Origin of the sequence: Vogesella sp. AC12 (assembly GCF_024437575.1) — a bacterium.
In the GTDB taxonomy this organism is placed as follows: Bacteria; Pseudomonadota; Gammaproteobacteria; order Burkholderiales; family Chromobacteriaceae; genus Vogesella; species Vogesella indigofera.
In genome coordinates, this window is record NZ_JANFNU010000009.1 from 26,017 (window position 1) to 50,687 (window position 24,671).

A 24,671-nucleotide genomic window follows, 5' to 3' on the forward strand; every position below is an offset into this window, starting at 1 on the left:
GTCGTTATCAAATGAATCAGTTGCGCAACATCGCGAGCAACGTATCGTAATCGTGCGCGATTTCGCTGTCATTACCGCGCATTTCGGCAATGGTCTTGCAGGCGTGCAGCACGGTGGTGTGGTCGCGGCCGCCGAAGGCGTCGCCGATGTTCGGCAAGCTGAGCGAGGTCAGCTCCTTGGCCAGCGTCATCGCCACCTGCCGCGGCCGCGCGATGTCACGCGAGCGCTTCTTGCTGTGCATGTCGGACAGCTTGATCTTGTAGTAGTCGGCCACCGTCTTCTGGATGGTCTCGATGGTGACCTGGCGGTTGCCGGCGGCGAGGATGTCCTTCAGCGCTTCCTTGACCAGCTCCATGGTGATGCTCTGGTTGCTGAAACGGGCGTAGGCCACCACGCGCTTGAGCGCGCCTTCCAGCTCGCGCACGTTGCTGCGCACGTTCTGGGCAATGAAGAAGGCGACGTTGTGGTCGAGCTTGGTGTTGTCGGCCTCGGCCTTCTTCATCAGGATGGCGACACGCATTTCCAGCTCCGGCGGCTGGATTTCCACGGTCAGGCCCCAGCTGAAGCGCGAGATCAGGCGCTCTTCCATGCCCTCGATCTGCTTGGGGTAGCTGTCGCAGGTCATGATCACCTGCTTGCCGCCCTCGATCAGCGCGTTGAAGGCATAGAAGAACTCTTCCTGGGTGCGGTTTTTGCCGGCAAAAAACTGGATGTCGTCGATCAGCAGCAGGTCCAGGCTATGGTAGTAGCGCTTGAACTCGTCGAAGGCCTTGTGCTGGTAGGCGCGCATGATGTCGGCTACATAACGCTCGGCGTGGATGTAGCGGATCTTGGCCTGCGGATTCTTCAGGTAGACGTGGTTGCCGATGGCCTGGATCAAGTGCGTCTTACCGAGGCCGACACCGCCGTACACGAACAGCGGGTTGTAGGCCGGGTCGCCCGGGTTCTCGGCAATCTGCATCGCCGCGGCGCGCGCCAGCTGGTTGCCCTTACCGGTGACCAGCGTGTCGAAGGTGAAGCTCGGATTGAGGCGGGTGCTCTCGTGGCCGCCGCCGATGGCCTTGACCGCGGTCTGCTTCGCCGTCGGCGCTACGGCCGGGGCGTTGGCGGCGACCTTGGCCACCGCGCTTTCCACATCGACGCTGGCGGCAGGGGTGCCGTTGCTGCGCGGCGCACTGCTGGCCGGTGCCGGACGCGCCACCGCGACCGGTGCCCCGGCGGCGGCGCCAATGCGCAGCTCCACCGACACTTCGCCCAGCAGTTCGATCGCCAGCGCCTCGATGCGCGCCAGGAAACGATCCTTAATGAACTGCAGGATAAAGCGGTTTGGCGCGTACAGCACCACACCCTCGTCGCCGGCCTCGGCAGAGAGCGGGCGGATCCAGGTGTTGAATTGCTGTGAGGACAGTTCTTCCTCAAGACGCGTCAGGCACGCAGGCCAGAAGTTTTCCGGTTCAGTCATCAATGCTTCATGTTAAAAACGAAATGCCGCCGCAGACTAACGGGTAGTTCGGGGGCGGCGGGGAGGCTGCGCGCGCGGCGGGTGCCGGGCGGCAGTCACGATGTTTGGTGTGGAGTCGCCCTGTCTCTGGTGTCTGGCGGGCGGCGATCCGGCGCTGCCGATGCCGTCCGGGCGGACAGGGTCACAAGCGATACATTCTACTGGCTTTGCCAAAAGTTATCCACAGCACCGGCAAAATATCGCCGCCGTCCGCAACGATGGCGAACGGCAGTGGCCGGATCGCCGCCCGCACCACAGCACCGCCAACAATCGGGGCCGCAAACTGTTAATTAGGTTGACAATTCCGGCATTTATCTATGTAATCACGCGTTTATTTCCGTTTCGAAACAGGAAAACCATCATGAAACGTACTTACCAGCCTTCCACTACCCGCCGCAAGCGTACCCACGGCTTCCTCGTTCGCTCCAAGACCCGTGGTGGTCGCGCCGTTCTGGCCGCCCGTCGCGCCAAAGGTCGCAAGCGTCTGGCTGTATAACGCTTGGACAACACATTTCGCCGTGCGCACCGGCTTTTAAAAACGGATGAGTTCTCATCCGTTTTTCATTTGCGCAACGCGCGCAGTAACCAATTGTTCCAGGTGTATGCCCGCCCGAACGGTCTGACCCACGCCCGTCTCGGTCTGGTGGTCGGCAAGAAGGTGGCCAAACGCGCCAACCGCCGCAACTATATCAAGCGCACCGTGCGCGAGTGGTTTCGGCTGCACCGTCATGATCTGCCGCCGATGGATTTTGTCGTCAGATCACGCCAGGCCTACTATCGCGGCGAATATCACGAAGCGGTAAAGGCATTGGCTGCGCTCTTTGCTAAACTAGCCCGATGTCGCGACTCTTCGTCCTCTTGATCCGCTTTTACCAGCTGGCGATCAGCCCCTGGCTGCCGCCACGTTGCCGGTATCAGCCAACCTGCTCCGGCTATGCCATCGAGGCATTGCAAAAGCACGGCGTGATCAAGGGCAGCTGGCTAGCGATACGACGGATTAGTCGTTGCCACCCGCTCGGTGGCAGCGGCCATGACCCGGTTCCCTGACTTTTCCGGTAAGTAAGATGGATTCCAAACGACTGATCATCTTTATCGCGCTGTCATTCAGCATCCTGTTGCTATGGCAAGAATACTTTGCGCCGAAACCCGTCGCCAAGCCTGCCGTGACACAGCAAGCCAGCACAGCCGCGAGCAGTAGCGATACCCCTGCCGCCAACGCCAGCAACGTCGCCCAGCCTGCCGACAGCAGCAGCCTGAGCCGCGGCCAGCGCATCACCGTCACCACCGACCTGGTCAAGGCCGAAATCGACACCACCGGTGGCGATCTGCGCAGCCTGCAACTGCTCAAACACAATGCGGCGGAAGACGCCAGCAAGCCGTTCGAGCTGTTTACCGACAAGGGCGCCCACCTGTACGTGGCGCAGACCGGCCTGATCGCCGCCGGCAATGCCGCGCTGCCGACCCACAAGACCGTGTTCACTGCCGAAAAGACCGCCTACACGCTGCAAGGCGACAAGGTCGAGATCAAGCTGACCGCGCCGGAAGCCAATGGCGTCAAGGTGAGCAAGGTGTACACCTTCCACAAGGGCAGCTACCTGATCGATGTGCGTTACGACATCGTCAACGCCGGCACCACGCCGCTGGCCAGCACCGCCTACTTCCGCCTGCTGCGTGACGGCAAGGCACCGGAAGGCGAAAGCCGCTTCGCGCAGACCTTCACCGGCCCGGCGGTGTACACCACCGAAGGCACCTTCCAGAAGGTCGCCTTCTCCGATCTGGACAAGGGCAAGGCCGAGTACGTGAAGAGCGCCGACAACGGCTGGGTAGCGATGCTGCAGCACTACTTCATGAGCGCCTGGATCCTGAAACCGCTGGACGGCAAATCGGTATGCGCCAACGCGCAGGCCTGCCAGTTCCAGCTGGAACCGAAAAACGGTGCCTACTCCGCCGCCGCCATGGTCAACGTGGCACCGATCGCGGCCGGCCAGAGCGCCAGCATCACGGTACCGCTGTACGCCGGCCCGGAAGAGTACAACACCATCACCAAGGTGGCCGACGGCATGGAGTTCGCCAAGGACTTCGGCATGGTGCACATCTTCGCCTCGCCGCTGTTCTGGCTGCTGACCAAGCTGCACTCCATGGTGCAGAACTGGGGCTGGGCCATCATCCTGCTGACGCTGATCGTGAAGGCGGTGTTCTACCCGCTGACCGCCGCCTCCTACCGCTCGATGGCGAAGATGAAGGTGCTGGCACCGCGTCTGGAAAACCTGAAGCAGCAGTTCGGCGACGACCGCATGAAGTTCCAGCAGGCGGTGATGGAGATGTACAAGACCGAGAAGGTCAATCCGCTCGGCGGCTGCCTGCCGATGCTGATCCAGATCCCGGTGTTCATCGGCCTGTACTGGGCGCTGCTGGCCTCGGTCGAGCTGCGCCAGGCCGACTGGCTGTACATCGCCGACCTGGCCCGTCCGGACCCGTACTACATCCTGCCAGCGCTGATGGCGATCACCATGTTCGCGCAGACCTTCCTCAACCCGCCGCCGGCCGATCCGATGCAGGCGAAGATGATGAAGATCATGCCGGTAGCGTTCTCGGTGATGTTCTTCTTCTTCCCGGCCGGCCTGGTGCTGTACTGGGTCGTCAACAACCTGCTGTCGATCACACAGCAGTGGTATGTGAACCAGAGCATCGAAAAAGCCCGCAAACTGGCACTGCAATCGTAAGCAGCCGCCAAGCTGGCGTAAAATCAAAGCCCGGCCGTCATGGCCGGGCTTTTTGCCTTGTTGAGGGTCTCCAGCCAAGCGCGCACCGCTTGCCTCGACACCTTCGCCTTGCGGCCAACGTTGGCCGCAAGCAACCGACCCGACGGACCCCGCGATGAACCTTGCCTACACTCCCAGCACCATCTGTGCCGTTGCCACCGCCCCCGGCCGCGGCGGCGTCGGCGTGGTGCGCATCTCCGGCCGCGCGCTGCTGCCGCTGGCCCAGGCCCTCAGCGGCGGCAAGACGCCCAAGCCGCGCTACGCCACCTACACCGATTTTGTCGCCGCCGACGGCACGCCGATCGACAACGGCCTGCTGCTGTACTTCCCCGGCCCGAACAGCTTTACCGGCGAGGACGTGATCGAGCTGCAGGGCCACGGCGGGCCGGTGGTGCTGAAGATGCTGCTGTCGCGCTGCGTCGAGCTGGGCGCGCGCCTCGCCGAACCCGGCGAATTCACCAAGCGCGCCTTCCTCAACGACAAGCTGGACCTGGCGCAGGCGGAGAGCGTCGCCGACCTGATCGACGCCGCCAGCGAAAGCGCCGCCCGCAGCGCGCTGAAATCGCTGAAGGGCGCCTTCTCCGGCGAGATCCACGTGCTGGTCGACGAGCTGATCACGCTGCGCATGCTGGTGGAGGCGACGCTGGACTTCCCCGAGGAGGACATCGACTTCCTCGAAAAAGCCGATGCCGTCGGCAAGCTGCAACGCCTGCGCGGCCAGCTGGGCAAGGTGCAGGCCACCGCCCGCCAGGGCGCGCTGCTGCGCGAGGGCATGCACGTGGTGCTGGTCGGCCAGCCCAACGTCGGCAAGTCCAGCCTGATGAACGCGCTGGCCGGCGACGACATCGCCATCGTCACCGACATCGCCGGCACCACCCGCGACACCGTGCGCGAGGAAATCGTCATCGACGGCGTGCCGGTGCACATCATCGACACCGCCGGCCTGCGCGACACCGACGACGTGGTGGAAAAGATCGGCATCGAACGCACCTGGCAGGCGGTGGAGCGCGCCGACGTGGCGCTGGTGCTGGTCGACAGCCGCGACGGCATCGTGCCGGAGGTCGAGGCCATCCTCGGCAAGCTGCCGCCGCGCCTGCCGCGGGTGCACGTGTTCAACAAGGTGGACCTGTCCGGCGACCAGGTTGGCCGCAGCGAGGAAGACGGCCACCCGGTGGTGCGGCTGTCGGCACGCACCCACGCCGGCGTCGACGACCTGCGCGCACTGCTGCTGGAGATGATCGGCTACCAGGGCGACAGCGAGGGCGTGTTCCTGGCCCGCGAACGCCACCTGGATGCCATCGCCCGCGCCGCCGGCCATCTTGACCTCGCCGCGCAGGACTGGCAGCAGGTGGAGATCTTCGCCGAGGAGCTGCGCATGGCACAGAACGCGCTGTCGGAGATCACCGGCAAGTTCACCCCCGACGACCTGCTCGGCGTCATCTTCAGCCGCTTCTGCATCGGCAAGTAAGCGCCCCGCCCTGCCTCAACCACCCCTCGCAAGCACCCGCCGCCATGGCGGGTGTTTGCTGTCTGCCGGCGCGCGGCGCCGCTATGCGGGCTAGCGCACCGACCGCCGCCAGCGGGCGGCGCAGTGTGGCTGTCGGGCCCGCTGCGGGTCCGGCGTTGCCGCATCATGATGATGCGGCAGCCGCAGGCACCCACGCCTGCCATCACGCTGAGGTCCGGCTATGACAGAAAACGAGATAATGGCAAAACTGAAGAGTATTCGCGGCGGGCGCGACCGTGCCGTGCTGGCCGGCTTCTGGCTGATGATGGGCTCGCGGCAGGGCGTGAAAACGCTGGGCTTCGCCGAGCTGCGCAGCCTGAGCGGCGACAGCCGTGCGCTGTTCCATGCAATCAGCAATGGCCTGCTGTCGCACCGTCTGCCGCAGCTGTCCAGCCGCCACACCAGCGAGCTGTTGCACATGCTGCACGCCGACCACGGCCTGCCGGCACTGCATTAAGCCACCGCCATCCCGCGCCGCCCCCGCGGCGGCGCCTCCCTGACCAACAATCCGCCCGCGTGGCGGATTGTTGCTGCCTACCCTGCCTCAGCCCACCGCCAGCGCCGATGCGACAAAGGCCGCCACCAGCGGTGACGCCTCCGCGCCGGGCGCCTGCGCCAGCACCACCCGCTGCGCCGGCAGCGCCTCCGCCAGCGGACGGCAGGCGATGGCCGTGCCGTCGTAGCTGCAGTCGCCGGCCGGGCGGGTGCACGACAGCGCCACACCCTGGCCGTGCGCCACCAGCCCGCGCTGCATCTCGAAGCTCTGCACCGTCTGCGCGATACGCGGCGTCAGCTGCTGCTGCCAGAACAGCGACAGCAGGTACTCGCGGGTGTGCGGAATGTCCTCCAGCACCAGCGGCTGGCTGGCCAGCTGCGCCAGCGACACCTTGTCCTGCGCCGCCAGCGGATGATCGGCCGGCAGCAGCGCGTACGGCGCCAGCTCCGCCAGCGTGCAGCGCGCCATCTGCGCGTCGATGGCCAGCTCGTAGGTCAGCGCCAGTTCCGCCTTGCCGCTGCGCAGCGCGCGCTGCACCGTGGCCAGATCGCCTTCCAGCAGCGTGACCGCCACCTGCGGATGGCGCGCGCGAAAACCGGCCAGCAGCCGCGGCGCAAAGTAGGGGCCGAGATCCTGGAAGCAGATCAGCGCCAGCTGGCCGCGCAGCTCGCCGCTCGCACCGCCAGCGCCGAGTGCCGCCGCCTGGCCGAGGATGTCGCGCGCCTGCAGCAGCACGCGCTGGCCGGCACTGGTCAGCTCCACACCACGGCAGGCCTGGCGGCGGAACAGCGCGCTGCCTAGCGCCGCCTCCAGTTGCGCGATGGCCAGCGACACCGACGGTTGCGACACGTGGCAGGCGCGCGCGGCGGCGCTGACGCCGCCATGCTCGACGGTGGCGACGAAGTACTGCAGCTGGCGCAGCGAGAAATTGATCATGTTTTCCAATAATGAAAAATAGGAAATATATATTTTTATTATGATAGTGCCAGATCCGATACTGAGACGGCCAACCCGGCATTCCCCACCGCAAGCAAGGAGCAGCAGATGCAGGCAGTCACTATCGGTAATGAACAGATCGCGGCGTTCCAGCGCGACGGCGTCATCGTGTTGCGCGGCGTGTTCCGCGACTGGATAGAACCGCTGCGCGACGGTTTCGAACAGGTACTGGCCGCCCCCGGCCCCTTCGCCATCGAGAATGTCGGCAACAATGAACGCGGCCGTTTTTTCGAGGATTACTGCAACTGGCAGCGTATCGAACCATTTTCCCGCTTCATCCACCAGTCGCCGGCGGCGGCGCTGGCCGGCCAGCTGATGGGCGCGCACCGGGTGCAGATCTTCCACGAGCACATCCTGGTGAAGGAGCCGGGCACCGCCAAGGCCACGCCGTGGCACCAGGACATCCCCTACTACTGTGTCGACGGCGCGCAGACCGCCAGCTACTGGATACCGCTGGATCCGGTGACGCAGGACAACACGCTGCGCGTGGTGCTCGGCTCGCACCGCTGGCCCAAGCTGGTGCGCCCCAAGCGCTGGGCCAGCAACGAGAATTTCTTCGCCGGCGACGATGACTACATGGAGATGCCGGACGTGGAGGACGGCAGCTACACCATCCTCGCGCCGGAGCTGGAACCGGGCGACGCGGTGCTGTTCGATTTCCGCACCGTGCACGGCGCCGCCGGCAACCAGGGCGGCAACCGCCGCCGCGCCTTCTCGGCGCGTTTCCTCGGCGACGACGTGTGCTACGCCGAACGCCCGGGGCGCACCTCGCCGCCCTTCCCCGGCATCAACCAGCGCCACGGCGAACGGCTGCGCGAGGACTGGTTCCCGGTGGTGTGGTCCGCCGGCTGAGGCGGTAACGGTCGTGGCCGCCCGCGGCCAACGTCAGTGCCAATATCAGCATCCGCGCCGGGGTTGGCCGCAACCATGTCAAAGAGATACCTTGCCGTCGGCAAGCCGGTACGGCGTGTTACGCTGTGCCACGGCGTACCCTCCCGCCACGGCGGGAGGCAACACGCCACGTTGCCAACCCTTGCCCAGCCCCTGCCCATGATCGTCCGCACCCTGCTGTTTGCCCTGCCCCTGCTGTGGCTGGCCCCGCCGGCCAGTGCCGCCACCACGCCCACCCCGACGCTGGTGTACGCCTTCAGCCGTTTCGAGCCGTACAAGACCGTGGACGCCGACGGCAAGCCGGGCGGCCCCTATACCGTGCTGCTGCAGGAGCTGGCACGGCGCAGCGGCGTGCAGCTCGACATCGTGCACTGCCCGCTGCAACGCTGCCTGGCGCTGCTGCAGCGCGGCCAGGCCGATCTCAGCATCGGCATCCGCGGCAACGCCGAACGCGACCGCTATCTGGATTTCCTCGATCCGCCGTTCGCGCCGCCTACCGCCACCATGGTGTTGCAACGGCACGACGATCCGCGCCCGATCCGGCACTACGACGACCTGTATGCGCTGCGTGTCGGGGTGGTGGAAGGCGCCAGCTATTTCCAGCGTTTTGATGACGACAGGCTGATGCGTCGCGATGCCGCGCCCAGCGCCAGGCTGGCGCTGCGCAAGTTGGCGGCGAAGCGTTTCGACGTGCTGCTGATCAATACACAACAGGGCCGCCAGCTGAGCCGGGAGCTGGGCGCCAGGCAGTACCGCCGTGCCGAATTGCAGTTTCCCGGCGAGCTGCCGCGCCGCATCGCGCTGTCACGGCTGTCGCCGGCGGTACAGGCCGCCAGGCCGCGACTGGCGGCACAATTGCAGCAGATGCTGCGTGATGGCAGCGTGCGGCGCATTCTGGACGGCGCTACCGTTCAGGCCGCCCACGCCGGATCGAAGCGGTCGGGACGGTCGCTGCACAGCATGTCGACCCCCCACTGACGCAGGCACTGCATCTCCTGCGGCTGGTTCACCGTCCACGCCATCACCGCCAGACCGAGGCCGTGCAGCTGCGCCACCCACTCCGCGCTCAGCGCACGGTGGCAGACATGCAGCGCGCGGCAACCCAGCGCCTGCGCCTGCGCCACCAGCGCCGGGTTCAGCTCTTCCACCAGCAGCGCCAGCGGCAGCTCCGGCGCCGCCTGGCGCACCCCGGCCAGCGCCTCGGCACTGAATGACGACACCAGCGGCAACAGCGCCGCGCTCTGCCAGTGCTGGCGGATCTGCGCTGCGCACAGCTGCCCCATCTGCCGCGCATCGCCAGCCGGCTTCAGCTCCAGATTGACCGCCATGCCCAGCCGCCGCAGCGTGGCGGCCAGTTTTTGCAGGCTGGGCAGCGCCTCGCCGGCAAACGCCGGATGGTGATGGCGGCCAGCATCCAGCTGCAGCAGTTCTGCCGCGGTGTGCGCCGCCAGTGCGCCGTTGCCGCTGGTGGTGCGCTCCAGCTCGGCGTCGTGGGCGATCACCGCCACACCGTCAGCGCTGAGCTGCACGTCGCACTCCACCGCCGTCACCCCCAGCCGGTGTGCCAGCAGCAGGCCGGCGAGCGTGTTTTCCGGCGCCAGCGCGCCGCCGAGGCGGTGGGCAAACCCCACCGGATAAGGCCAATGCATGAGCGTCTCCTTGTCGTGAGAATGTCGCCGGTCGGCGACTTGGCGCCGCTAACAAAGCCTCGCAGCGCACCTGAGCCAGGGCGCGCCGACGCAGACCGTACACGTCGTACGGCAAGGCGGCGCAACGCAGGATCAGGGGGTTGGTCAGTGGCGCTTAGCGTTATCCCTTAAGCGTAAGCCCTTGTTTACAGCATGGCAGGCAAAACGGTTTACTGAAACGGCTATTGCGGCGCAATAAATCGCTTTGACATGAGAAATGCGGCCAACCCTGGCTGCCGGCCGGCGGCAAGCATCGCCACGGCGTCCGGATGTTGCCCCGCAGCAACGTACAAAAATGGCAACAGTTGTGTGCTATCAAGCCGTGATTGATGAAAATACATCGTCAAATCATTTGATTAAAAAACTGTCAGACAGTATTCCTATAGCCAACTGCAACGTGCCCGGCGGCCAACGCCGGCAACCGGATGTCGCTTTTATGTAAAAGCATTGCGCCAAATCACAAATTTGTGATTAATTACCAATTCAAACGCTCGTTCGAAATCAAGCCTCGCACGGGCGTTCGCTATCTCTGTCGTTTTTACATTTTTCATTCAACATTTGCAGAAAGGAAGACCATGCAAATCGCTATTGCCACCGAACGGCTGGCAGGTGAACTCCGCGTGGCCGCAACACCGGAAACGGTGAAGAAACTCGTCGCCATGGGTCACACCGTGGTGATCGAGGCCGGGGCCGGGCGTCATGCCGCGGCACCGGATGCGGCCTATGTCGAGGCCGGCGCAACGTTGGCCGCATCGCGCGCCGCGGCGCTGGGCCAGGGCGACATTGTGCTCACCGTGCGCCCGCTGCCCGCCGATGCCATCGCCGAGCTGAAGGACGGCGCGGTGCTAATCGGCCAGCTGGCGCCGTACCACAACGACACCTTCCCGCTGCTGGCAGCCAGGAAAGTGTCGGCCTTCGCCATGGAGCTGCTGCCGCGCACCACCCGCGCGCAGAGCATGGACGTGCTGTCCAGCCAGAACAACATCGCCGGCTACCGCGCGGTGCTGCTGGCCACCCACTACTACCCGCGTTTCATGCCGATGCTGATGACCGCTGCCGGCACCGTGAAGCCGGCACGGGTGCTGATCATGGGTGTCGGCGTCGCCGGCCTGCAGGCCATCGCCACCGCCAAGCGCCTCGGCGCGGTGGTGGAAGCCACCGACGTGCGCGCCTCGACCAAGGAACAGGTGGAATCGCTGGGCGGCAAGTTCATCGAAGTGCCGATGAGCGAGGAAGAGAAAAAAGCCAACGACGGCGTCTACGCCAAGGAGATGTCCGACGACTACAAGCAGCGCCAGGCCGAGCTGGTGGCCAAGCACGCACGCCAGGCCGACATCATCATCACCACCGCGCTGATTCCGGGCAAGAAGGCGCCGACGCTGCTCAGCGCCGAGGTGGTGCAGGCGATGAAGCCGGGCAGCGTGATCATCGACCTTGCCGCCGAAGCCGGCGGCAACTGCGCGCAAACGGTGCCGGGCGAGGTGATCACCACCGACAACGGCGTCACCGTCGTCGGCCTCACCAACCTGCCGGGCATGGTGGCGGCGGACGCCTCCAGCCTGTACGCCAAGAACCTGTTCACCTTCCTCGGCCTGATGCTGTCAAAGGAAGGCTACACCCTCAATCTGGAAGACGACCTGCTGGCGGCCACCCTGGTCACCCACGCCGGCGAAGTGCACTTCCCTGCGGCCAACGTGGCCCCGGCCGCCAAGAAGGAGACCTCTCATGGTTGATCCGTTCATCACCAGCTTCACCATCTTTGTCCTCGCCGTGTTCGTCGGCTACCACGTGGTGTGGAACGTCACCCCGGCGCTGCACACGCCGCTGATGGCGGTCACCAACGCCATCTCCGGCATCATCATCGTCGGCGCCATGCTGCAGGTGGTGGACATCAATGGCAGCGAGCTGAGCGTCACCTCGGTGCTGGGCACCATCGGCATCTTCCTCGCCAGCATCAACATCTTCGGCGGCTTCCTGGTCACCCAGCGCATGCTCGACATGTTCAAGAAGAAGAAAAAATAAGGGACACACGATGGAAAATCTCTCGGCAATACTTTATCTGGTCGCGGCGGTGCTGTTCATCCTGGCGCTGAAGGGGCTGTCCTCGCCCACTACCGCCATCCAGGGCAACCGCTACGGCGTGATCGGCATGCTGCTGGCGGTGGCCACCACCTTCATGGTGATGGACAAGCCGGTGCTGGCGCTGATCATCGGTGCCATCGCCGCCGGCGGCGCCATCGGCGCCTGGAAGGCGAAGACGGTGCAGATGACCGGCATGCCGGAACTGGTGGCGGCGATGCACTCGCTGGTGGGCCTCTCCGCGGTGCTGATCGCGGTGGCCGCCATCTTCCACAGCGGCGTCGAACACACCGCGGTGCAGAAGGTGGAGCTGTTCATCGGCGCCTTCATCGGCGCCATCACCTTCACCGCCTCGGTGGTCGCCTACGGCAAGCTGTCCGGCAAGTTCGGCGCCAAGGCGATCAACTTCAGCGGCCAGCATCTGCTGAACCTGGTGCTGGCACTGGCGATGGTCGGCTTCGGCGTGCTGTATTTCGTCAGCGACAGCCACGCCGCCTTCCTGGCGATGGTCGCCATCGCGCTGGTGCTGGGCGTGACGCTGATCATCCCGATCGGCGGCGCCGACATGCCGGTGGTGGTGTCGATGCTGAACAGCTACTCCGGCTGGGCGGCGGCGGGTATCGGCTTCACGCTGAACAACCCGGTGCTGATCATCGCCGGCGCCTGCGTCGGCGCCTCCGGTGCCATCCTGTCCTACATCATGTGCAAGGCGATGAACCGTTCCATCGTCAGCGTGCTGCTCGGCGGTTTCGGTGCCGAGACGGCCAGCGGCGGCAGCAGCGATGCCGGCGGGCCGAAGCACTACAAGTCCGGCTCTGCCGAGGATGCGGCCTTCCTGATGGGCAACGCCGACTCGGTGATCATCGTGCCGGGCTATGGCCTGGCGGTATCGCGCGCCCAGCACGCGCTGCAGGAATTCGCCGAGCTGCTGCACGAGAAAGGCGTCAATGTGCGCTACGCCATCCACCCGGTGGCCGGCCGTATGCCGGGCCACATGAACGTGCTGCTGGCCGAGGCTGAAGTGCCGTACGAACAGGTGCAGGAGATGGACGAGATCAACTCCGACTTCGCCAATACCGACGTAGTACTGGTGATCGGTGCCAACGACGTGGTCAACCCGGCGGCGCAGAAGGACAAGGCCAGCCCGATCTACGGCATGCCGATTCTGGAAGCGCACAAGGCGCGCACCGTGATCGTGGTCAAGCGCTCGATGAACGCCGGCTACGCCGGCCTCGACAACGAGCTGTTCTACATGGACAAGACCATGATGGTATTCGGCGACGCCAAGAAAGTGGTCGAGGAGCTGGTGAAAGGCGGCGGCCACTAAGAACCTGTTCACGATCTGCAGTGCGCAGGCGTACGGCGTTAAAAACGCCTTCGGAGTGCTCATTGACCCCATGTCAACTCCACTTCCTCAGCCGTTTTCGCCTTGTCTCGCTCTAGCTCGCGAGGTTGTGAACACGTTCTAAGCCGCCCGCTGCGGCCAAGGTTGGCCGCAAGCAAAACCCCCGTCGCGTGGCACGCGGCGGGGGTTTTTTCATGGTGCTGGCGGTGCGGGCACCGCGCGCTCAGTGCAGCGCGACACCGTACAGGAACGGCCCGCCCGCCTCGCCCGGCGGCGGAGCCGACAGCAGCCGCATCCCCAGCCGCGCGCACAGGCGGTGTGCCGCCTGCTGGCTGTCGGCCACCGGCACGCGGATGTCGCGCACCTGGTAGTGGCCGAAGGCCAGCACCAGCATCCGCTCCACCGCCTCGGTGAACAGCCCCTGCCCCTGCCAGTCGCTGTGACCCCAGAACTGCAGCAGCCACGACTCGTCCGGCTGGTGTTGCAGGCGCAGCCAGCCGACCACCTCGTCGCCCAGCCACAGCAGCGCCACCTTGCTGTCGCCGCGCTGCCAGTTGCGCTGCACCTCGTAGCAGTAGCGCTCCACCAGCGCCACGTCCAGCACCGGCTGCGACCACGGCAGATCGGCGGCAAAGCCCTGCAACTCGTGCTGCGAGGCGACGATGGCCTGGAACAGCGCCGCGCCGTCGCCCGCCTGCGGCGCCACCAGCACCAGCCGTGGCGTGCGGATGCCATCCAGCAGCGGGTCAGACTGGGTAATCACTGCCATGACGGCCTCCCTGGCTATGGATCGAGCTGGCTGGCCAGCAGCGCGACGATGCGCGCGCTGGCGCCACGATGCTGCGCGGTAAACGCGAGGCCAGCGTCGCGCATCGCCGCGCGCTGCGGCGCATCGGCCAGCAGTTGCAAGGCCAGCGCCACCAGCTCGCCGGCATCGCTCACCTGCCGCGCGGCGCCGGCGGCCAGCGCCAACTGGCTGGCCTCGGCAAAATTATAGGTCGACGGCCCCAATAACACCGGCACGCCGATGCTGGCCGGCTCGATCAGGTTCTGCGCGCCGAAATCCAGCAGCGAGCCGCCGACAAAGGCGACATCGGCGGCGGCGTAATAGCCGAACAGCTCGCCCATGCTGTCGCCGATCCACACCTGTGTTTCACATGAAACCGGCAACTGGTCGCTGCGCCGCTGCACGGCAAAGCCCTGCTCCTCTGCCAGCGCGGCGACGCCGGCGAAGCGCTCCGGATGGCGCGGCACCAGCAACAGCAGGGCGTCGCCAACGTTGGCCGCACGCCACGCCGCCAGGATCAGCGCTTCCTCGCCGTCGCGGGTGCTGGCGCACAGCCACACCGGCCGCTGGCCGATGCGTTCGCGAAACTGCGCCCCCAGCGCCAGCTGCGCCGATGGCGGCGTGAAGTCGTACTTGGTATTGCCGCACACGCGGATATTGCCCGCCCCCAGCGTCGCCAGCCGCGCGGCGTCGGCCTCGCTCTGCGCGGCGATGGCGCGCAACTGGCGCAGCGCCGGGCGGATCAGCGCGCCGATACGCCGGTAGCCACGCAGCGATTTTTCCGACAGCCGTGCATTGACCAGGAAGGCCGGCACGCCGGCCTGCGCGCAGGCGTGCAGCAAATTGGGCCAGATCTCGGTTTCCATCAGGATCAGGCAGCGCGGCCGCAGCGCGGCGACGAAACGGCGCATCACCCGCGCGTTGTCGTACGGCAGGTAGCGCACCTCGGCGTCAGGGTACAGCTGCTGCGCGGTGGCGCGCCCGGTCGGCGTCATCTGGGTGATGACGAAACGTGCCTGTGGATAACGCTGCTGCAGCTGCCGCAGCAAGGGCTGCGCGGCGCGCGTCTCGCCCACCGACACCGCGTGCAGCCAGATCACCTCGCCGCCGGCCTGCGGCAGCGCGTCGCCGAAGCGCTCGTCCCAGTGTTCGAGATAGGCCGGCGCCTGACGCGCGCGTTTTCGCAGGTAGCGCTTGATTAGCGGCGTCGCCAGCGGCCACAGCAGGCTGTACAGCGCGCGGGCGATCATGCGCCGCGCACCCGCGCCAGCAGCGCCAGCACCGCGTCCACCGCCGGGATCTCGCCGGCGCGGCCGATGTTGGCCGCACGCGCGGTTTCCACCACCCCGGTCAGCGCCGGGTCGGTATCGGTATAGATCGCCACCAGCGGCACATCCAGCGCGTTGGCCAGGTGGGTGAGGCCGGTATCGACGCCGATCACCGCCGCGGCGTGGCCCAACAGCGCCGCCGCCTCGCGCAGGTTCATCTTCGGTGCCAGCAGCGCGCCGGGGATGGCCGCGGCCAACCTTTGTGCACGCTCCCGCTCCGCCGCACTGCCCCACGGAATGACGATGGCCAGATCCTGATTCTGCAGCGCCTGCGCCAGCGCGATCCAGTGCGCCTCCGGCCACAGCTTGCTGTCGCGGCTGGTGGCGTGCAGCAGCACCGCGTAGTCGCCGGCCGGCAACCACGCCAGTCGTTCACCGCAGCGGATGCCGAATACCGGCGCGCCCTCGGGCCGGTAGCCGAAGGCGGCGCCGAACAGCTGGCGGTTGCGCTCGATCGCCGACAGCTGGCGGCTGACCGCGTAGCGACGCTCGTAAAAACGGCTGGCCAGCGGCTCGCGGATGCTGGCGCGGTCGTAGCCGGCCAGCGGGCCGTTGGCCCAGCGCCCGGGAATGGCACTCTTCAGCAGCCCCTGCGCATCCAGCACCAGCTCCCAGCGCGTGGCAGCCAGGGTGTGCCGCAACGCCGCGATCTCGCGCCAGGTGGCGGCCTTGAACATTGCCTTGCGCCAGCGTCGCCAGGCAATAGGGATGGTGCGGCTTACCAGCGGATGCAGACCGGGAATATCGGCAAAGCCTTCTTCCGCCAGCCAGCTGACGCTCAGCTCCGGGCGGTGACGTGCCAGATCGGTCAGCGCCGGCCAGGTGTGGATAAGGTCGCCCATCGACGATGTGCGCAGCAACAGGACGTTTTTCATGCGCCGGATTTTACGGGCAGCCCTGTGGTTAACCAAGTAAAATCAGGGCTACCGCTTTGTGGATAACTGGCAGTGGATAAATATCGCCAAAACTGTCCACAAGCTGTCCTGTGGCTGGCAGGCCCTTCAAAGACCCATTCCCAAACAGGGCAAACTGTTGAAAACATTGGTCAATAGCGGGTTATCCACAGAAAAGTGTCCACTACATCAGTATCTTCATATTTAAAATAGGCAAACAATGAAAAGATGAGGTGCAGACCCAAACGGCTGGAAACACTGTTTGCGTCATTGCTGGCAAGAGATTGTGGATAAGCGGGCAGCACGGCAAGATGGCAAAATTGTCCACAACTGATGCACCCCATTCCAGCTGCGGCAACGACAAGCTAGGCAACATCTCAAGTCATTGAAAAAAAACGTTTTTAGTGTGTTATCCACAGACCGGCACTGCCTTCTACTATCCTTATCCTTTATATAACTAGAAAGTACTAGAAAGAATGTCGCGCCAACTTAGCGTGGTTCTGATCACCAAAAATGCCGAAGCGCTGCTGGAAAAATGTCTGCAAAGCTGTGCCTTTGCCGACGAGATCGTGGTGGTGGATTCGGGTAGCACCGACAGGACATTGGCAATAGCCTCTGCCTATAAGGCAAAAGTTATCCACCAAACGTGGTTGGGATTCGGTCCGCAGAAGCAATTCGCGGTACAGCAGGCCAGCCACGACTGGGTGCTGTGTCTGGATGCCGACGAGTGGTTGTCGGAAAAATTACGCAATGAAATCAGCAGCTTGCTGCACAACCCGGTGCTGGGTGCCTACCGTTTCGCACGTAGCAACAAGTTCATGGGCCGCTTCCTGAAGTTTGGCGAAGGCTATCCCGATTACAGCCTGCGGCTGTTCGATCGCCGCCAGGCACGCTGGTCCGACGACGTGGTGCACGAATACGTGATCGCCAATGGCGAAGTCGGCACCGTGGCCGGCGACCTGATGCACGAATCCGGCGAGGACATCGCGCTGTACCTCACCAAACAGAACCGCTACACCAGCCTGCAGGCAGAAACGCTGTATCAGCGCGGGAAAAAGGCGGGGATTGCCAAGCTGGTGTTGAGTCCGCTGCTGCGCTTCGTGAAGTTTTACCTGCTGCGGCAGGGTTTTCGCGACGGCCTGCCCGGACTTGTCCACATCAGCATTGGCTGCTTCAACAGTTATCTCAAATACGCGAAGCTGATCGAACTGCACCGGCTTCGCCCACAGGAAAAATGACGATGAAAGTACTGGTCACCGGCGCCGCCGGTTTCATTGGCCGCGCGGTATGTGAAAAACTGCTGGATCGCGGCGATGTGCAAGTGATTGCTGTGGATAACCTCAACGACTACTACGCGGTGGCGCTGAAACACGCGCGCCTGGCCACGCTGCAGGGCCGTGCCGGTTTTGTTTTCCACAAGCTGGACATCGCCGACTGGTCCGCCATCGACGCGCTGTTTGCCGCCGAGCGCCCGGACTACGTGATCCACCTCGCCGCCCAGGCCGGGGTGCGCTACAGCATCGACAACCCGCACGTCTACGCGCAGAGCAACCTGGTCGGCCACACCAATATGCTGGAAGCCTGCCGTCGCTACCCGGTGCAGCACCTGGTGTTCGCCAGCTCCTCCAGCGTCTACGGCAAGAACGCTAAGGTGCCGTTCAGCGAAGACGACCGCGTCGACGAGCCGGTCAGCTTCTACGCCGCCACCAAGAAGGCCAACGAGGTGATGGCGCACAGCTACGCCCACCTGTACCAGCTGCCGATCACCGGCCTGCGCTTCTTCACCGTCTACGGCCCGTGGGGCCGCCCGGACATGGCGCCGTGGCTGTTTACCGAGGCCATCCTCAACGGCGACCCGATCAAGGTGTTCAACCACGGCCAGATGCAGCGCGATTTCACCTTCATCGACGACATCGTCGAGGGCGTGCTGCGGGTGATGGCACATCCGGCCAGCGGTGACGTGCCGTTCGCGGTGTTCAACATCGGCAACCATAACCCGGTGCCGCTGATGGACTTCATCGAGGCCACCGAAGCCGCCTGCGGCCGCGAAGCGGTCAAGCAGTACCTGCCGATGCAGGACGGCGACGTGCCGGTCACCTACGCCGACACCGCACGGCTGCGCGCCGCGGTCGGCTTCTCGCCGGATACGCCGCTGCGCGACGGCATGCAGGCGTTTGTCGACTGGTATCGCGACTACCACCAGCGCTGAGTTGTCCACAGCCCGCCAGCGCAACACCGCGCTGGCAAACGGTGGTGATAGCGGCTGCGGGGACGTAAACGGGGCGCCAGCGGCTGCCGCTGCCGCTGACACCTCGTGCTGACTGAAACGGCTGCCAGGCGTGTGGCGGGCGATTGTGGCGCCGTGCAGGGGGGCTACCACCCGTTGCTGCGGTGGCTCGCCGCAGCGTGGCGTGGCGGATTGTTGCCGTCACCCGTGCCGTGGTCAGTGCGGCGGACGGCTGCGGACATTACGGTGGATGGCAATGTTGCCGCCGTTTATGTTGCACGATGCTGTCTCGTTAACGGCTTATGGCTACTGATGGCGTATTTTAATGCTGTGAATAGCCAGGCCGCTGACGGGCGCCAGCGCGCGGGGCTGGTGTCAACTGTGGCGGATAACGGCATTGGCCACCGGAGCGGCCGCAAAATGCGGCTCACCGGCCAAGCGACAGCCGCAAGCGCGTTGCCGCTACCGCTACCGCGTGGCAATGCTCGCACTGCTGTTTGCCGCCACGCGCCGCCAGTGTTGACTTATCCACAGCCGACCGCTGCTCGTCGCCGTATTGCGGCCAACCTTGGCTGGCATTGATCGCCTGCTTCCGGCCGTGATCGCGCACGCCACAGTGCGGCAATTTTTCCGCCACGGTCTAAGCTGAACTGATGAATTTTCCAGCGCGGGAGGCGGCAATCATGGATACCGGGCATCACGAACTGACCGAGCTGTTTGCACAGCTCGGGCTGGACAACAGCACCAAGGCGATCAACCAGTTTGTACAGAGCCATCCGCTGCCGGAGCATGTGGTGCTGGCGGAGGCGCCGTTCTGGAGCGCGAGCCAGGCCGCGTTCCTGCGCCAGTCGCTGGCCTGCGACGCGGAATGGTCGGACGCGGTCGATACCCTGGCGACACTGCTGCAGCAACGCGGCTGAGGCCGCCATCCGGCGCCGAGGCTACTGGCGGCGCGTCGGCGATAAATGACAGCCAGATCAACGGCTTGCCGATGGCTGCGGCCAACGTTTGGTGTCGCGGCGGCATGGTCTATGCTGGGTTATCACAGTCGTTGAGGAGCCCCGTCATGCTGATCGCCCGCTGGAGTATCGAGGCCAAGTTTGGCCACAAACCGGAAGTCATCGCCGAGATGCAGCGCTGGCTGCGCGACATCGGCTCGCAGGCTGGCTGGACGCCGCAGCGCGTGCGGCTGCTGAACGGCTCGATCGGCGCCAAGGAATCCACCATCCTGTCCGAAATCGAGATCGCCGATCTGGCCGAGCTGGACGCCGCCTGGCACAAGCTGGGCACCCTGCCCGAGCACGCGGCGTGGAGCAAGGCGCTGGAGCCGCACGTGGTGTCCGGCACCCAGCGCTGGGAAATCTTCCGCGTCATCGGCTAACCGCCGACACCGCAGCCGCGCCCGGGGATGACCGCGCGTCATCCCCTGGCTTGGCCTGTCTGGCAGCGCGGCCTTGCGGCCAAGGTTGGCCGCAACATCGATCCCACCCAAGTGCCTGATTCTGCTATCATTCCGCGCCTTGCCCCCACCCACCGCAGGAAGTATTCATGAGTCTGTTGCCGCACCAGGTTGAGCTGTTGTCCCCCGCCAAGAACATCGACATCGGCCGCGAGGCGATTTTGCACGGTGCGGATGCGGTCTATATCGGCGGGCCGAGCTTTGGCGCGCGGCACAACGCCTGTAACAGCGTGGCGGAAATCGCCGAGCTGGTGCAATTTGCCCACCGCTACCACGCGCGCATCTTCACCACGCTCAACACCATCTTGCACGACGCCGAGCTGGACGCCGCGCGCAAGCTGATCTGGCAACTGTACGACGCGGGTGTCGACGCGCTGATCGTGCAGGATATGGGCATCCTGCAGCTGGATCTGCCGCCGATCCAGCTACACGCCTCCACCCAGTGCGACATCCGCGATGCCGCCAAGGCGCGTTTCCTGTCCGATGCCGGCTTCTCGCAGGTGGTGCTGGCGCGCGAGCTGACCATCCCGCAGATCGCCAAGATCTCGCAGACCGTGGCCGAGGGGCATGACCCGGCCGCCATCGAATACTTCATCCACGGTGCGCTGTGCGTCGCCTTCTCCGGCCAGTGCTACATCAGCCACGCCGACAACGGCCGCAGCGCCAATCGTGGCGACTGCTCGCAAGCCTGTCGCCTGCCCTACACCCTCACCGACGAAAAAGGCGGTGTGGTCGCCTTCGACAAGCACCTGCTGTCGATGAAGGACAACAACCAGAGCCGCAACCTCGAGGCGCTGCTCGACGCCGGCGTGCGCTCGCTCAAGATCGAAGGCCGCTACAAGGACGTCAGCTACGTCAAGAACATCACCGCCCACTACCGCCTGCTGCTGGACGAAATCATCGAGCGCCGGCCGGAACTGGCGCGCGCCTCCAGCGGCAGCAGCGAAATCTACTTCGCGCCCGATCCGGACAAGACCTTCCACCGTGGGGCAACGGATTATTTCGCCACCGGCCGCAAGATCGACATCGGCGCCTTCGACTCGCCGAAATTCGTCGGCGTCGAGCTGGGCCATGTGCACCAGGTCGGCGACGGCTGGCTGGAGATCGTCACCGCCGACAGCATGGCCAACGGCGACGGCATCAATTACATGCGCAAGCGCGAAGTCGTCGGCATGCAGCTCAATACCGTGAAGCAGATCGGCCACGTGCCCGGCGGCGAGCTGCTGTGGCGCTGCGTGCCCAACGACCCGGCGGTGCTGGGCGGCCTCAAGCCCGGCACCCGCATCAGCCGCAACCGCGACCACGCGTGGGAGCTGTCGCTGCTGAAAAAATCGGCAGAACGTCGCATCGGCGTGTGGCTGAACCTGGACGAAACCGGCGACGGCCTGGCGCTGACCATCACCGACGAAGATGGCTGTAGCGCCACCGCCCACGCGCCACTGGCGCTGGAGCCGGCCAAGGACGCCGCCCGCGCCGAAGCCAGCCTGCGCGACGCGGTCGCCAAGCTCGGCAACACCATGTTCGTGGCCAACGACGTGGCGCTGAACCTGGCGCAGCCGTGGTTCGTGCCGTCATCGGTGATCAACGCGCTGCGCCGCGACGCGGTGGAAAAACTGGAAGCCGCCAGGTTGGCCGCCTGGCCGCGCCAGCCGCGCAAGGCGCCGGTCGAGCCGCCGGTGCCGTATCCGGAAAAAAACCTCAGCTACCTCGCCAACGTCTACAACGCCAAGGCCTGGGATTTCTACAAGCGGCACGGCGTGGAAGTGATCGAGCCGGCCTACGAGGCGCACCAGGAAGAAGGCGAAGTCAGCCTGATGATCACCAAGCACTGCCTGCGCTTCTCCTACAACCTGTGTCCGAAGCAGGCCAAAGGCGTGAAAGGCGTGATGGGCCAGGTGCGCGCCGACCCGATGGTGCTGAAATCCGGCGACGAGACCTACACCCTGAAATTCGAATGCCGCCCGTGCGAGATGCACGTGATGGGCAAGATGAAGAAGCACATCCTGAAGTCGGCGCCACCGAGCGAGATTCCGGCGACGGCACCGATTACCTTCTTCAAGCAGCGGCCTGCGTCGTGATTTGAATGGGGTTGCGGCCAACGTTGGCCGCAGGTTGGATGACATAGAACAAGGGCAAGCCGGATGGCTTGCCCTTTTGTCATATACGATTAGTATTCACATATTCGATCAACCACCACCCCGACAAAGGACGAGCTGTGAAGCTAGGCAAATCAATCTGCATTTTGCTATTTTTGCTGTTATCGGGAAGCATCCTGGCAGATGAGGCAGAAATTACCAACTACTCGGGCAGGGTTACCTTCTCCGTCAATGCGGTAGATCAACTTGGCTATGACTGTTCTATTCAACATGCCCAGCATTATCTATTGACAGAAGTTCCACTCTTTTTTTCATCCGAGTTTGCGAAACATGGCTTGCTGTTCGGACAGGATATTGGCACGTATCGGATAGCCCTGCTCATTGATGAGAATTCAGTTATTCAAAGCCACAAAACACTTGAAATGGACAAGAATTCCCGCGTGGAGAAAACCATTATCAAGCTAGGTGCTTTACCCAGACTCGGAGAACAGAACCAATGTATTGCCGGCAAGGTATATATTTATACCATTAACATCCATTGAACCGATAAGCTCCCTTTAATCAACGAGAATTTCACATGTTCCGATTCTTACTGCTGGTGCTGCTTTTATTCAGTAACCATTTACTGGCAGCCCAAAAACTCTCCCCTCTGAACGCGCAGGATATCGCCGCTCTCAATGCCCAGCGCCAATTGATCCAGCACTTCCAGTCAACGCGTGATCTGCTGGAAAAATACACCACGGTGGCCGGCAAGCTCGGCACCTTGCGCTCCTTGCTGGATGTCAGGCAGTTCCAACCCGAACAGACATACGAACTGCAGGCCATGGGCGTGGTACTTGGGGACGTGTTTGTGCAGGACATGGGCTTCGAGTGGGTGATGGTTAGTGATGAATATGGCCGCGATCCGGCGCTGCAGTACCGGAATTCATCGATCCTGCTATTCCCGCTCACGATGATCTCCAAACGCATAGAAAGCGGCGAAGCCGTCGATGTATTCGCGCTGTACAACGGCATCGCAGATATCGCTAGGCGGCGTATCCGGGCGCTGGAATAAGCATGATCACATTCATTAACTGCACATACAGCGTGTGGAACCAAGCATGGTAGGTTGGGCTGAGCTTGCGAAGCCTAACGTTTACCGTGATTGACAAAACAAGGTTGGCCGCAAGCCGTCATGGCTTTGCGGCCAACCTTGTTTTTTATTTGTTGAATCCGCTGCGCGGATATTTTTTATCTGCCGCTTTCCGCGCGGCGGCGGGATACTTTCTTTTGCTTCGCCAAAAGAAAGTATCCAAAGAAAAGGCGACCCGACGGCGCAAGCATTCCCGTGAAAACTGCCGCCATCCCGGCGCCGCCCATCCGCTGCGCTCAAAAGGGGGCGGCTTGTTCCCGGGATGGCGCCATTTTTCACGGCTTGCGCCAACGGGGATGGACGCGTTGCTTCGGTGTTGGCTGGCGGGTTTGGCTTGTGGGCGTGACTTATCCACAACCGTAGGGTGCAACACCCCGGTTTTATCGGGGCGTTGCACCGTTCTTTCGGGCAGGTGAAACGGGTAGCCCGGATAAGCCGCAGGCGCATCCGGGATGTGTAATGTAAATACCAAGGCAAATCACCCTGCTCACGGACGCTTTGCTGCCGATTGGCCGGCTAATTCCCCGGATGCGCTATCGCTTATCCGGGCTACGGTGCTGTGGATATCACTTATCCACAGCCCGTCTCTGGGCAAGCCGCTGGCGCATGCGGGGATGGGCCAAGGTTGGCCGCAAGCCGCCATGGCTTTGCGGCCAACCTTGCTTACGACGCCGCGATGTAGCGATCCGGCCGGTGGTAGAAGCCGATCACCAGGCTCATGGCGGCGGCGCCGATCAGTGAGCCGATCAGCTGCGGCAGGCTGCACAGCAGCAGCGACGCCAGCAGGATCAGGAGGTCGATGCCGAATTGCAGCTTGCCGGCGCGCAGGCCGTAGCGTTGCTGCACGTACAACGCCAGGATGTTGATGCCGCCGACGCTGGCCTTGTGGCGGAACAGCGCGATCAGGCCCATGCCCAGCAACAGCCCGCCGAGCAGGCCGGTGGAGTACGGGTTCAGCGTGCCGGCAAACGGGAACAGCTCGCGGCATTGGGTGGACAGCAGCGACACCAGCGCGACGCAGACAAAGGTGCGCACGGTGAAGGCGGCGCCCATGTGGCGCAGCGCCAGCCAGTAGAACGGCAGGTTGATCAGGAAGAACAGCCAGCCAAACGGCGCGAGCCCTTGGTAGTGCAGCAAAAAGGCGATGCCGGCGGTGCCGCCGGTGAGCAGGCCGGCCTGCACGAACATGGCCATGCCGAAGCCGATGAAGGAAGTGCCGATCAGGATGGCGAGCAGGTCTTCTGCCCGGCTGTGTGCCAGCGGATTGTGTCCGTCTGTCAGGCGCGTGGTGTCGGTAGTCATGTGGATACCGTTGGGGGCGAATTGTCAGAAACGGCGCGCCGGGTAAGGGTGCCGCACCGGTAGCCGGCGCAGCAAGAAGCCTGCCAGCGCCGCGGGGTCGACGCGTGGCGCTGGCGGGTTTGCTGTGCCTTGTGGCGGGGCAAAAAGCCCGTGCCGGCCGGCGTGCCGCGCCAGGCTGGTGC

General features: G+C 64.2%; 26 protein-coding genes. 19 read left to right on the top strand and 7 right to left on the bottom strand.

Going from position 1 to position 24,671, the window contains the following annotated elements; translation table 11 throughout:
- Window positions 1-16: 16 nt before the first annotated feature.
- Window positions 17-1,462 (bottom strand): chromosomal replication initiator protein DnaA, encoded by a 1,446-nt coding sequence (gene dnaA / locus NOM55_RS13150; RefSeq protein ID WP_047967467.1) that lies wholly within the window; start codon window positions 1,460-1,462, stop codon window positions 17-19.
- A 400-nt stretch (window positions 1,463-1,862) separates the two neighbouring features.
- Between dnaA and rpmH the strand changes: the two genes are divergently transcribed.
- The 6 genes from rpmH (at window position 1,863) to NOM55_RS13180 (ending at window position 6,227) form a co-directional block, all read left to right on the top strand.
- Window positions 1,863-1,997 carry a 50S ribosomal protein L34 gene (gene rpmH, locus NOM55_RS13155; protein WP_008955801.1) on the top strand — a complete coding sequence of 45 codons (135 nt, stop codon included), beginning with the start codon at window positions 1,863-1,865 and terminating at the stop codon, window positions 1,995-1,997.
- Between the two features lie 3 nt (window positions 1,998-2,000).
- A complete protein-coding gene (gene rnpA / locus NOM55_RS13160; RefSeq protein ID WP_047967466.1) occupies window positions 2,001-2,363 on the top strand; it encodes a ribonuclease P protein component in 363 nt (120 codons plus the stop codon).
- A complete protein-coding gene (gene yidD, locus NOM55_RS13165) occupies window positions 2,339-2,548 on the top strand; it encodes a membrane protein insertion efficiency factor YidD (RefSeq protein ID WP_082133746.1) in 210 nt (69 codons plus the stop codon). Before rnpA ends, yidD begins: the two co-directional genes overlap by 25 nt.
- Window positions 2,549-2,565: 17 nt before the next feature.
- Window positions 2,566-4,224, top strand: a complete 1,659-nt coding sequence (gene yidC / locus NOM55_RS13170) for a membrane protein insertase YidC (RefSeq protein ID WP_255908950.1) — start codon at window positions 2,566-2,568, stop codon at window positions 4,222-4,224.
- Between the two features lie 154 nt (window positions 4,225-4,378).
- The gene (gene mnmE, locus NOM55_RS13175; RefSeq protein WP_255908951.1) at window positions 4,379-5,731 is read left to right on the top strand and encodes a tRNA uridine-5-carboxymethylaminomethyl(34) synthesis GTPase MnmE; all 1,353 of its coding nucleotides are present in this window, start codon (window positions 4,379-4,381) and stop codon (window positions 5,729-5,731) included.
- Between the two features lie 238 nt (window positions 5,732-5,969).
- On the top strand, window positions 5,970-6,227 hold the full coding sequence (locus NOM55_RS13180; protein ID WP_047967463.1) for a hypothetical protein: 258 nt from the start codon (window positions 5,970-5,972) through the stop codon (window positions 6,225-6,227).
- 87 nt (window positions 6,228-6,314) lie between these two features.
- Here the strand turns inward: NOM55_RS13180 and NOM55_RS13185 are convergent, their stop codons facing one another.
- Window positions 6,315-7,202 carry a LysR family transcriptional regulator gene (locus tag NOM55_RS13185; RefSeq protein WP_255908952.1) on the bottom strand — a complete coding sequence of 296 codons (888 nt, stop codon included), beginning with the start codon at window positions 7,200-7,202 and terminating at the stop codon, window positions 6,315-6,317.
- A gap of 108 nt (window positions 7,203-7,310) precedes the next feature.
- Between NOM55_RS13185 and NOM55_RS13190 the strand changes: the two genes are divergently transcribed.
- Window positions 7,311-8,114 carry a phytanoyl-CoA dioxygenase family protein gene (locus NOM55_RS13190; protein ID WP_255908954.1) on the top strand — a complete coding sequence of 268 codons (804 nt, stop codon included), beginning with the start codon at window positions 7,311-7,313 and terminating at the stop codon, window positions 8,112-8,114.
- A 198-nt stretch (window positions 8,115-8,312) separates the two neighbouring features.
- A complete protein-coding gene (locus tag NOM55_RS13195) occupies window positions 8,313-9,131 on the top strand; it encodes an ABC transporter substrate-binding protein (protein WP_255908955.1) in 819 nt (272 codons plus the stop codon).
- On the opposite strand, the gene ugpQ is transcribed toward NOM55_RS13195, so the two are convergent.
- Window positions 9,065-9,802 (bottom strand): glycerophosphodiester phosphodiesterase, encoded by a 738-nt coding sequence (ugpQ, locus tag NOM55_RS13200; RefSeq protein WP_255908956.1) that lies wholly within the window; start codon window positions 9,800-9,802, stop codon window positions 9,065-9,067. The genes NOM55_RS13195 and ugpQ overlap by 67 nt on opposite strands.
- 614 nt (window positions 9,803-10,416) lie before the next feature.
- Between ugpQ and NOM55_RS13205 the strand changes: the two genes are divergently transcribed.
- Genes NOM55_RS13205 through NOM55_RS13215 form a run of 3 tightly spaced genes read left to right on the top strand, consistent with a single transcriptional unit; the run spans window position 10,417 to window position 13,247 of the window.
- Complete coding sequence (locus tag NOM55_RS13205; protein ID WP_255908958.1) at window positions 10,417-11,574, top strand: Re/Si-specific NAD(P)(+) transhydrogenase subunit alpha; 1,158 nt, start codon at window positions 10,417-10,419, stop codon at window positions 11,572-11,574.
- The gene (locus tag NOM55_RS13210) at window positions 11,567-11,863 is read left to right on the top strand and encodes a proton-translocating transhydrogenase family protein (RefSeq protein ID WP_047967458.1); all 297 of its coding nucleotides are present in this window, start codon (window positions 11,567-11,569) and stop codon (window positions 11,861-11,863) included. The genes NOM55_RS13205 and NOM55_RS13210 overlap by 8 nt, the downstream gene beginning before the upstream one ends.
- Before the next feature lie 10 nt (window positions 11,864-11,873).
- Window positions 11,874-13,247: an NAD(P)(+) transhydrogenase (Re/Si-specific) subunit beta gene (locus NOM55_RS13215; protein ID WP_255908959.1), complete on the top strand. Its 1,374-nt coding sequence runs from the start codon at window positions 11,874-11,876 to the stop codon at window positions 13,245-13,247.
- Between the two features lie 241 nt (window positions 13,248-13,488).
- On the opposite strand, the gene NOM55_RS13220 is transcribed toward NOM55_RS13215, so the two are convergent.
- From NOM55_RS13220 to waaC, 3 genes are read right to left on the bottom strand one after another with little or no spacing between them, the layout of a single operon-like run.
- Window positions 13,489-14,034 (bottom strand): GNAT family N-acetyltransferase, encoded by a 546-nt coding sequence (locus tag NOM55_RS13220; protein WP_047967456.1) that lies wholly within the window; start codon window positions 14,032-14,034, stop codon window positions 13,489-13,491.
- Window positions 14,035-14,048: 14 nt separating this feature from the next.
- Window positions 14,049-15,302 (bottom strand): lipid IV(A) 3-deoxy-D-manno-octulosonic acid transferase, encoded by a 1,254-nt coding sequence (gene waaA / locus NOM55_RS13225; protein ID WP_255908961.1) that lies wholly within the window; start codon window positions 15,300-15,302, stop codon window positions 14,049-14,051.
- The gene (gene waaC, locus NOM55_RS13230) at window positions 15,299-16,255 is read right to left on the bottom strand and encodes a lipopolysaccharide heptosyltransferase I (protein WP_255908963.1); all 957 of its coding nucleotides are present in this window, start codon (window positions 16,253-16,255) and stop codon (window positions 15,299-15,301) included. Before waaC ends, waaA begins: the two co-directional genes overlap by 4 nt.
- Before the next feature lie 494 nt (window positions 16,256-16,749).
- Between waaC and NOM55_RS13235 the strand changes: the two genes are divergently transcribed.
- The 8 genes from NOM55_RS13235 (at window position 16,750) to NOM55_RS13270 (ending at window position 23,603) form a co-directional block, all read left to right on the top strand.
- Complete coding sequence (locus tag NOM55_RS13235; RefSeq protein WP_255908965.1) at window positions 16,750-17,511, top strand: glycosyltransferase family 2 protein; 762 nt, start codon at window positions 16,750-16,752, stop codon at window positions 17,509-17,511.
- Between the two features lie 2 nt (window positions 17,512-17,513).
- Complete coding sequence (locus NOM55_RS13240; protein WP_255908967.1) at window positions 17,514-18,482, top strand: NAD-dependent epimerase; 969 nt, start codon at window positions 17,514-17,516, stop codon at window positions 18,480-18,482.
- Between the two features lie 701 nt (window positions 18,483-19,183).
- Window positions 19,184-19,420, top strand: coding sequence for a DUF2789 domain-containing protein (locus tag NOM55_RS13245; RefSeq protein ID WP_047967496.1), 237 nt, complete (start codon window positions 19,184-19,186; stop codon window positions 19,418-19,420).
- A 146-nt stretch (window positions 19,421-19,566) separates the two neighbouring features.
- Window positions 19,567-19,881, top strand: a complete 315-nt coding sequence (locus tag NOM55_RS13250) for a hypothetical protein (RefSeq protein ID WP_120812724.1) — start codon at window positions 19,567-19,569, stop codon at window positions 19,879-19,881.
- A gap of 167 nt (window positions 19,882-20,048) precedes the next feature.
- Window positions 20,049-22,037 carry a U32 family peptidase gene (locus tag NOM55_RS13255; protein ID WP_255908969.1) on the top strand — a complete coding sequence of 663 codons (1,989 nt, stop codon included), beginning with the start codon at window positions 20,049-20,051 and terminating at the stop codon, window positions 22,035-22,037.
- A 137-nt stretch (window positions 22,038-22,174) separates the two neighbouring features.
- The gene (locus tag NOM55_RS13260; RefSeq protein ID WP_255908970.1) at window positions 22,175-22,597 is read left to right on the top strand and encodes a hypothetical protein; all 423 of its coding nucleotides are present in this window, start codon (window positions 22,175-22,177) and stop codon (window positions 22,595-22,597) included.
- Window positions 22,598-22,632: 35 nt separating this feature from the next.
- Window positions 22,633-23,109, top strand: a complete 477-nt coding sequence (locus tag NOM55_RS13265; RefSeq protein WP_255908971.1) for a DUF3806 domain-containing protein — start codon at window positions 22,633-22,635, stop codon at window positions 23,107-23,109.
- Window positions 23,110-23,195: 86 nt separating this feature from the next.
- Window positions 23,196-23,603, top strand: coding sequence for a hypothetical protein (locus NOM55_RS13270; protein ID WP_255908972.1), 408 nt, complete (start codon window positions 23,196-23,198; stop codon window positions 23,601-23,603).
- A 247-nt stretch (window positions 23,604-23,850) separates the two neighbouring features.
- On the opposite strand, the gene NOM55_RS13275 is transcribed toward NOM55_RS13270, so the two are convergent.
- Entirely contained in the window at window positions 23,851-24,489 is a 639-nt protein-coding gene (locus NOM55_RS13275) for a YitT family protein (protein WP_255908974.1), read from the bottom strand.
- Window positions 24,490-24,671 lie beyond the last annotated feature (182 nt).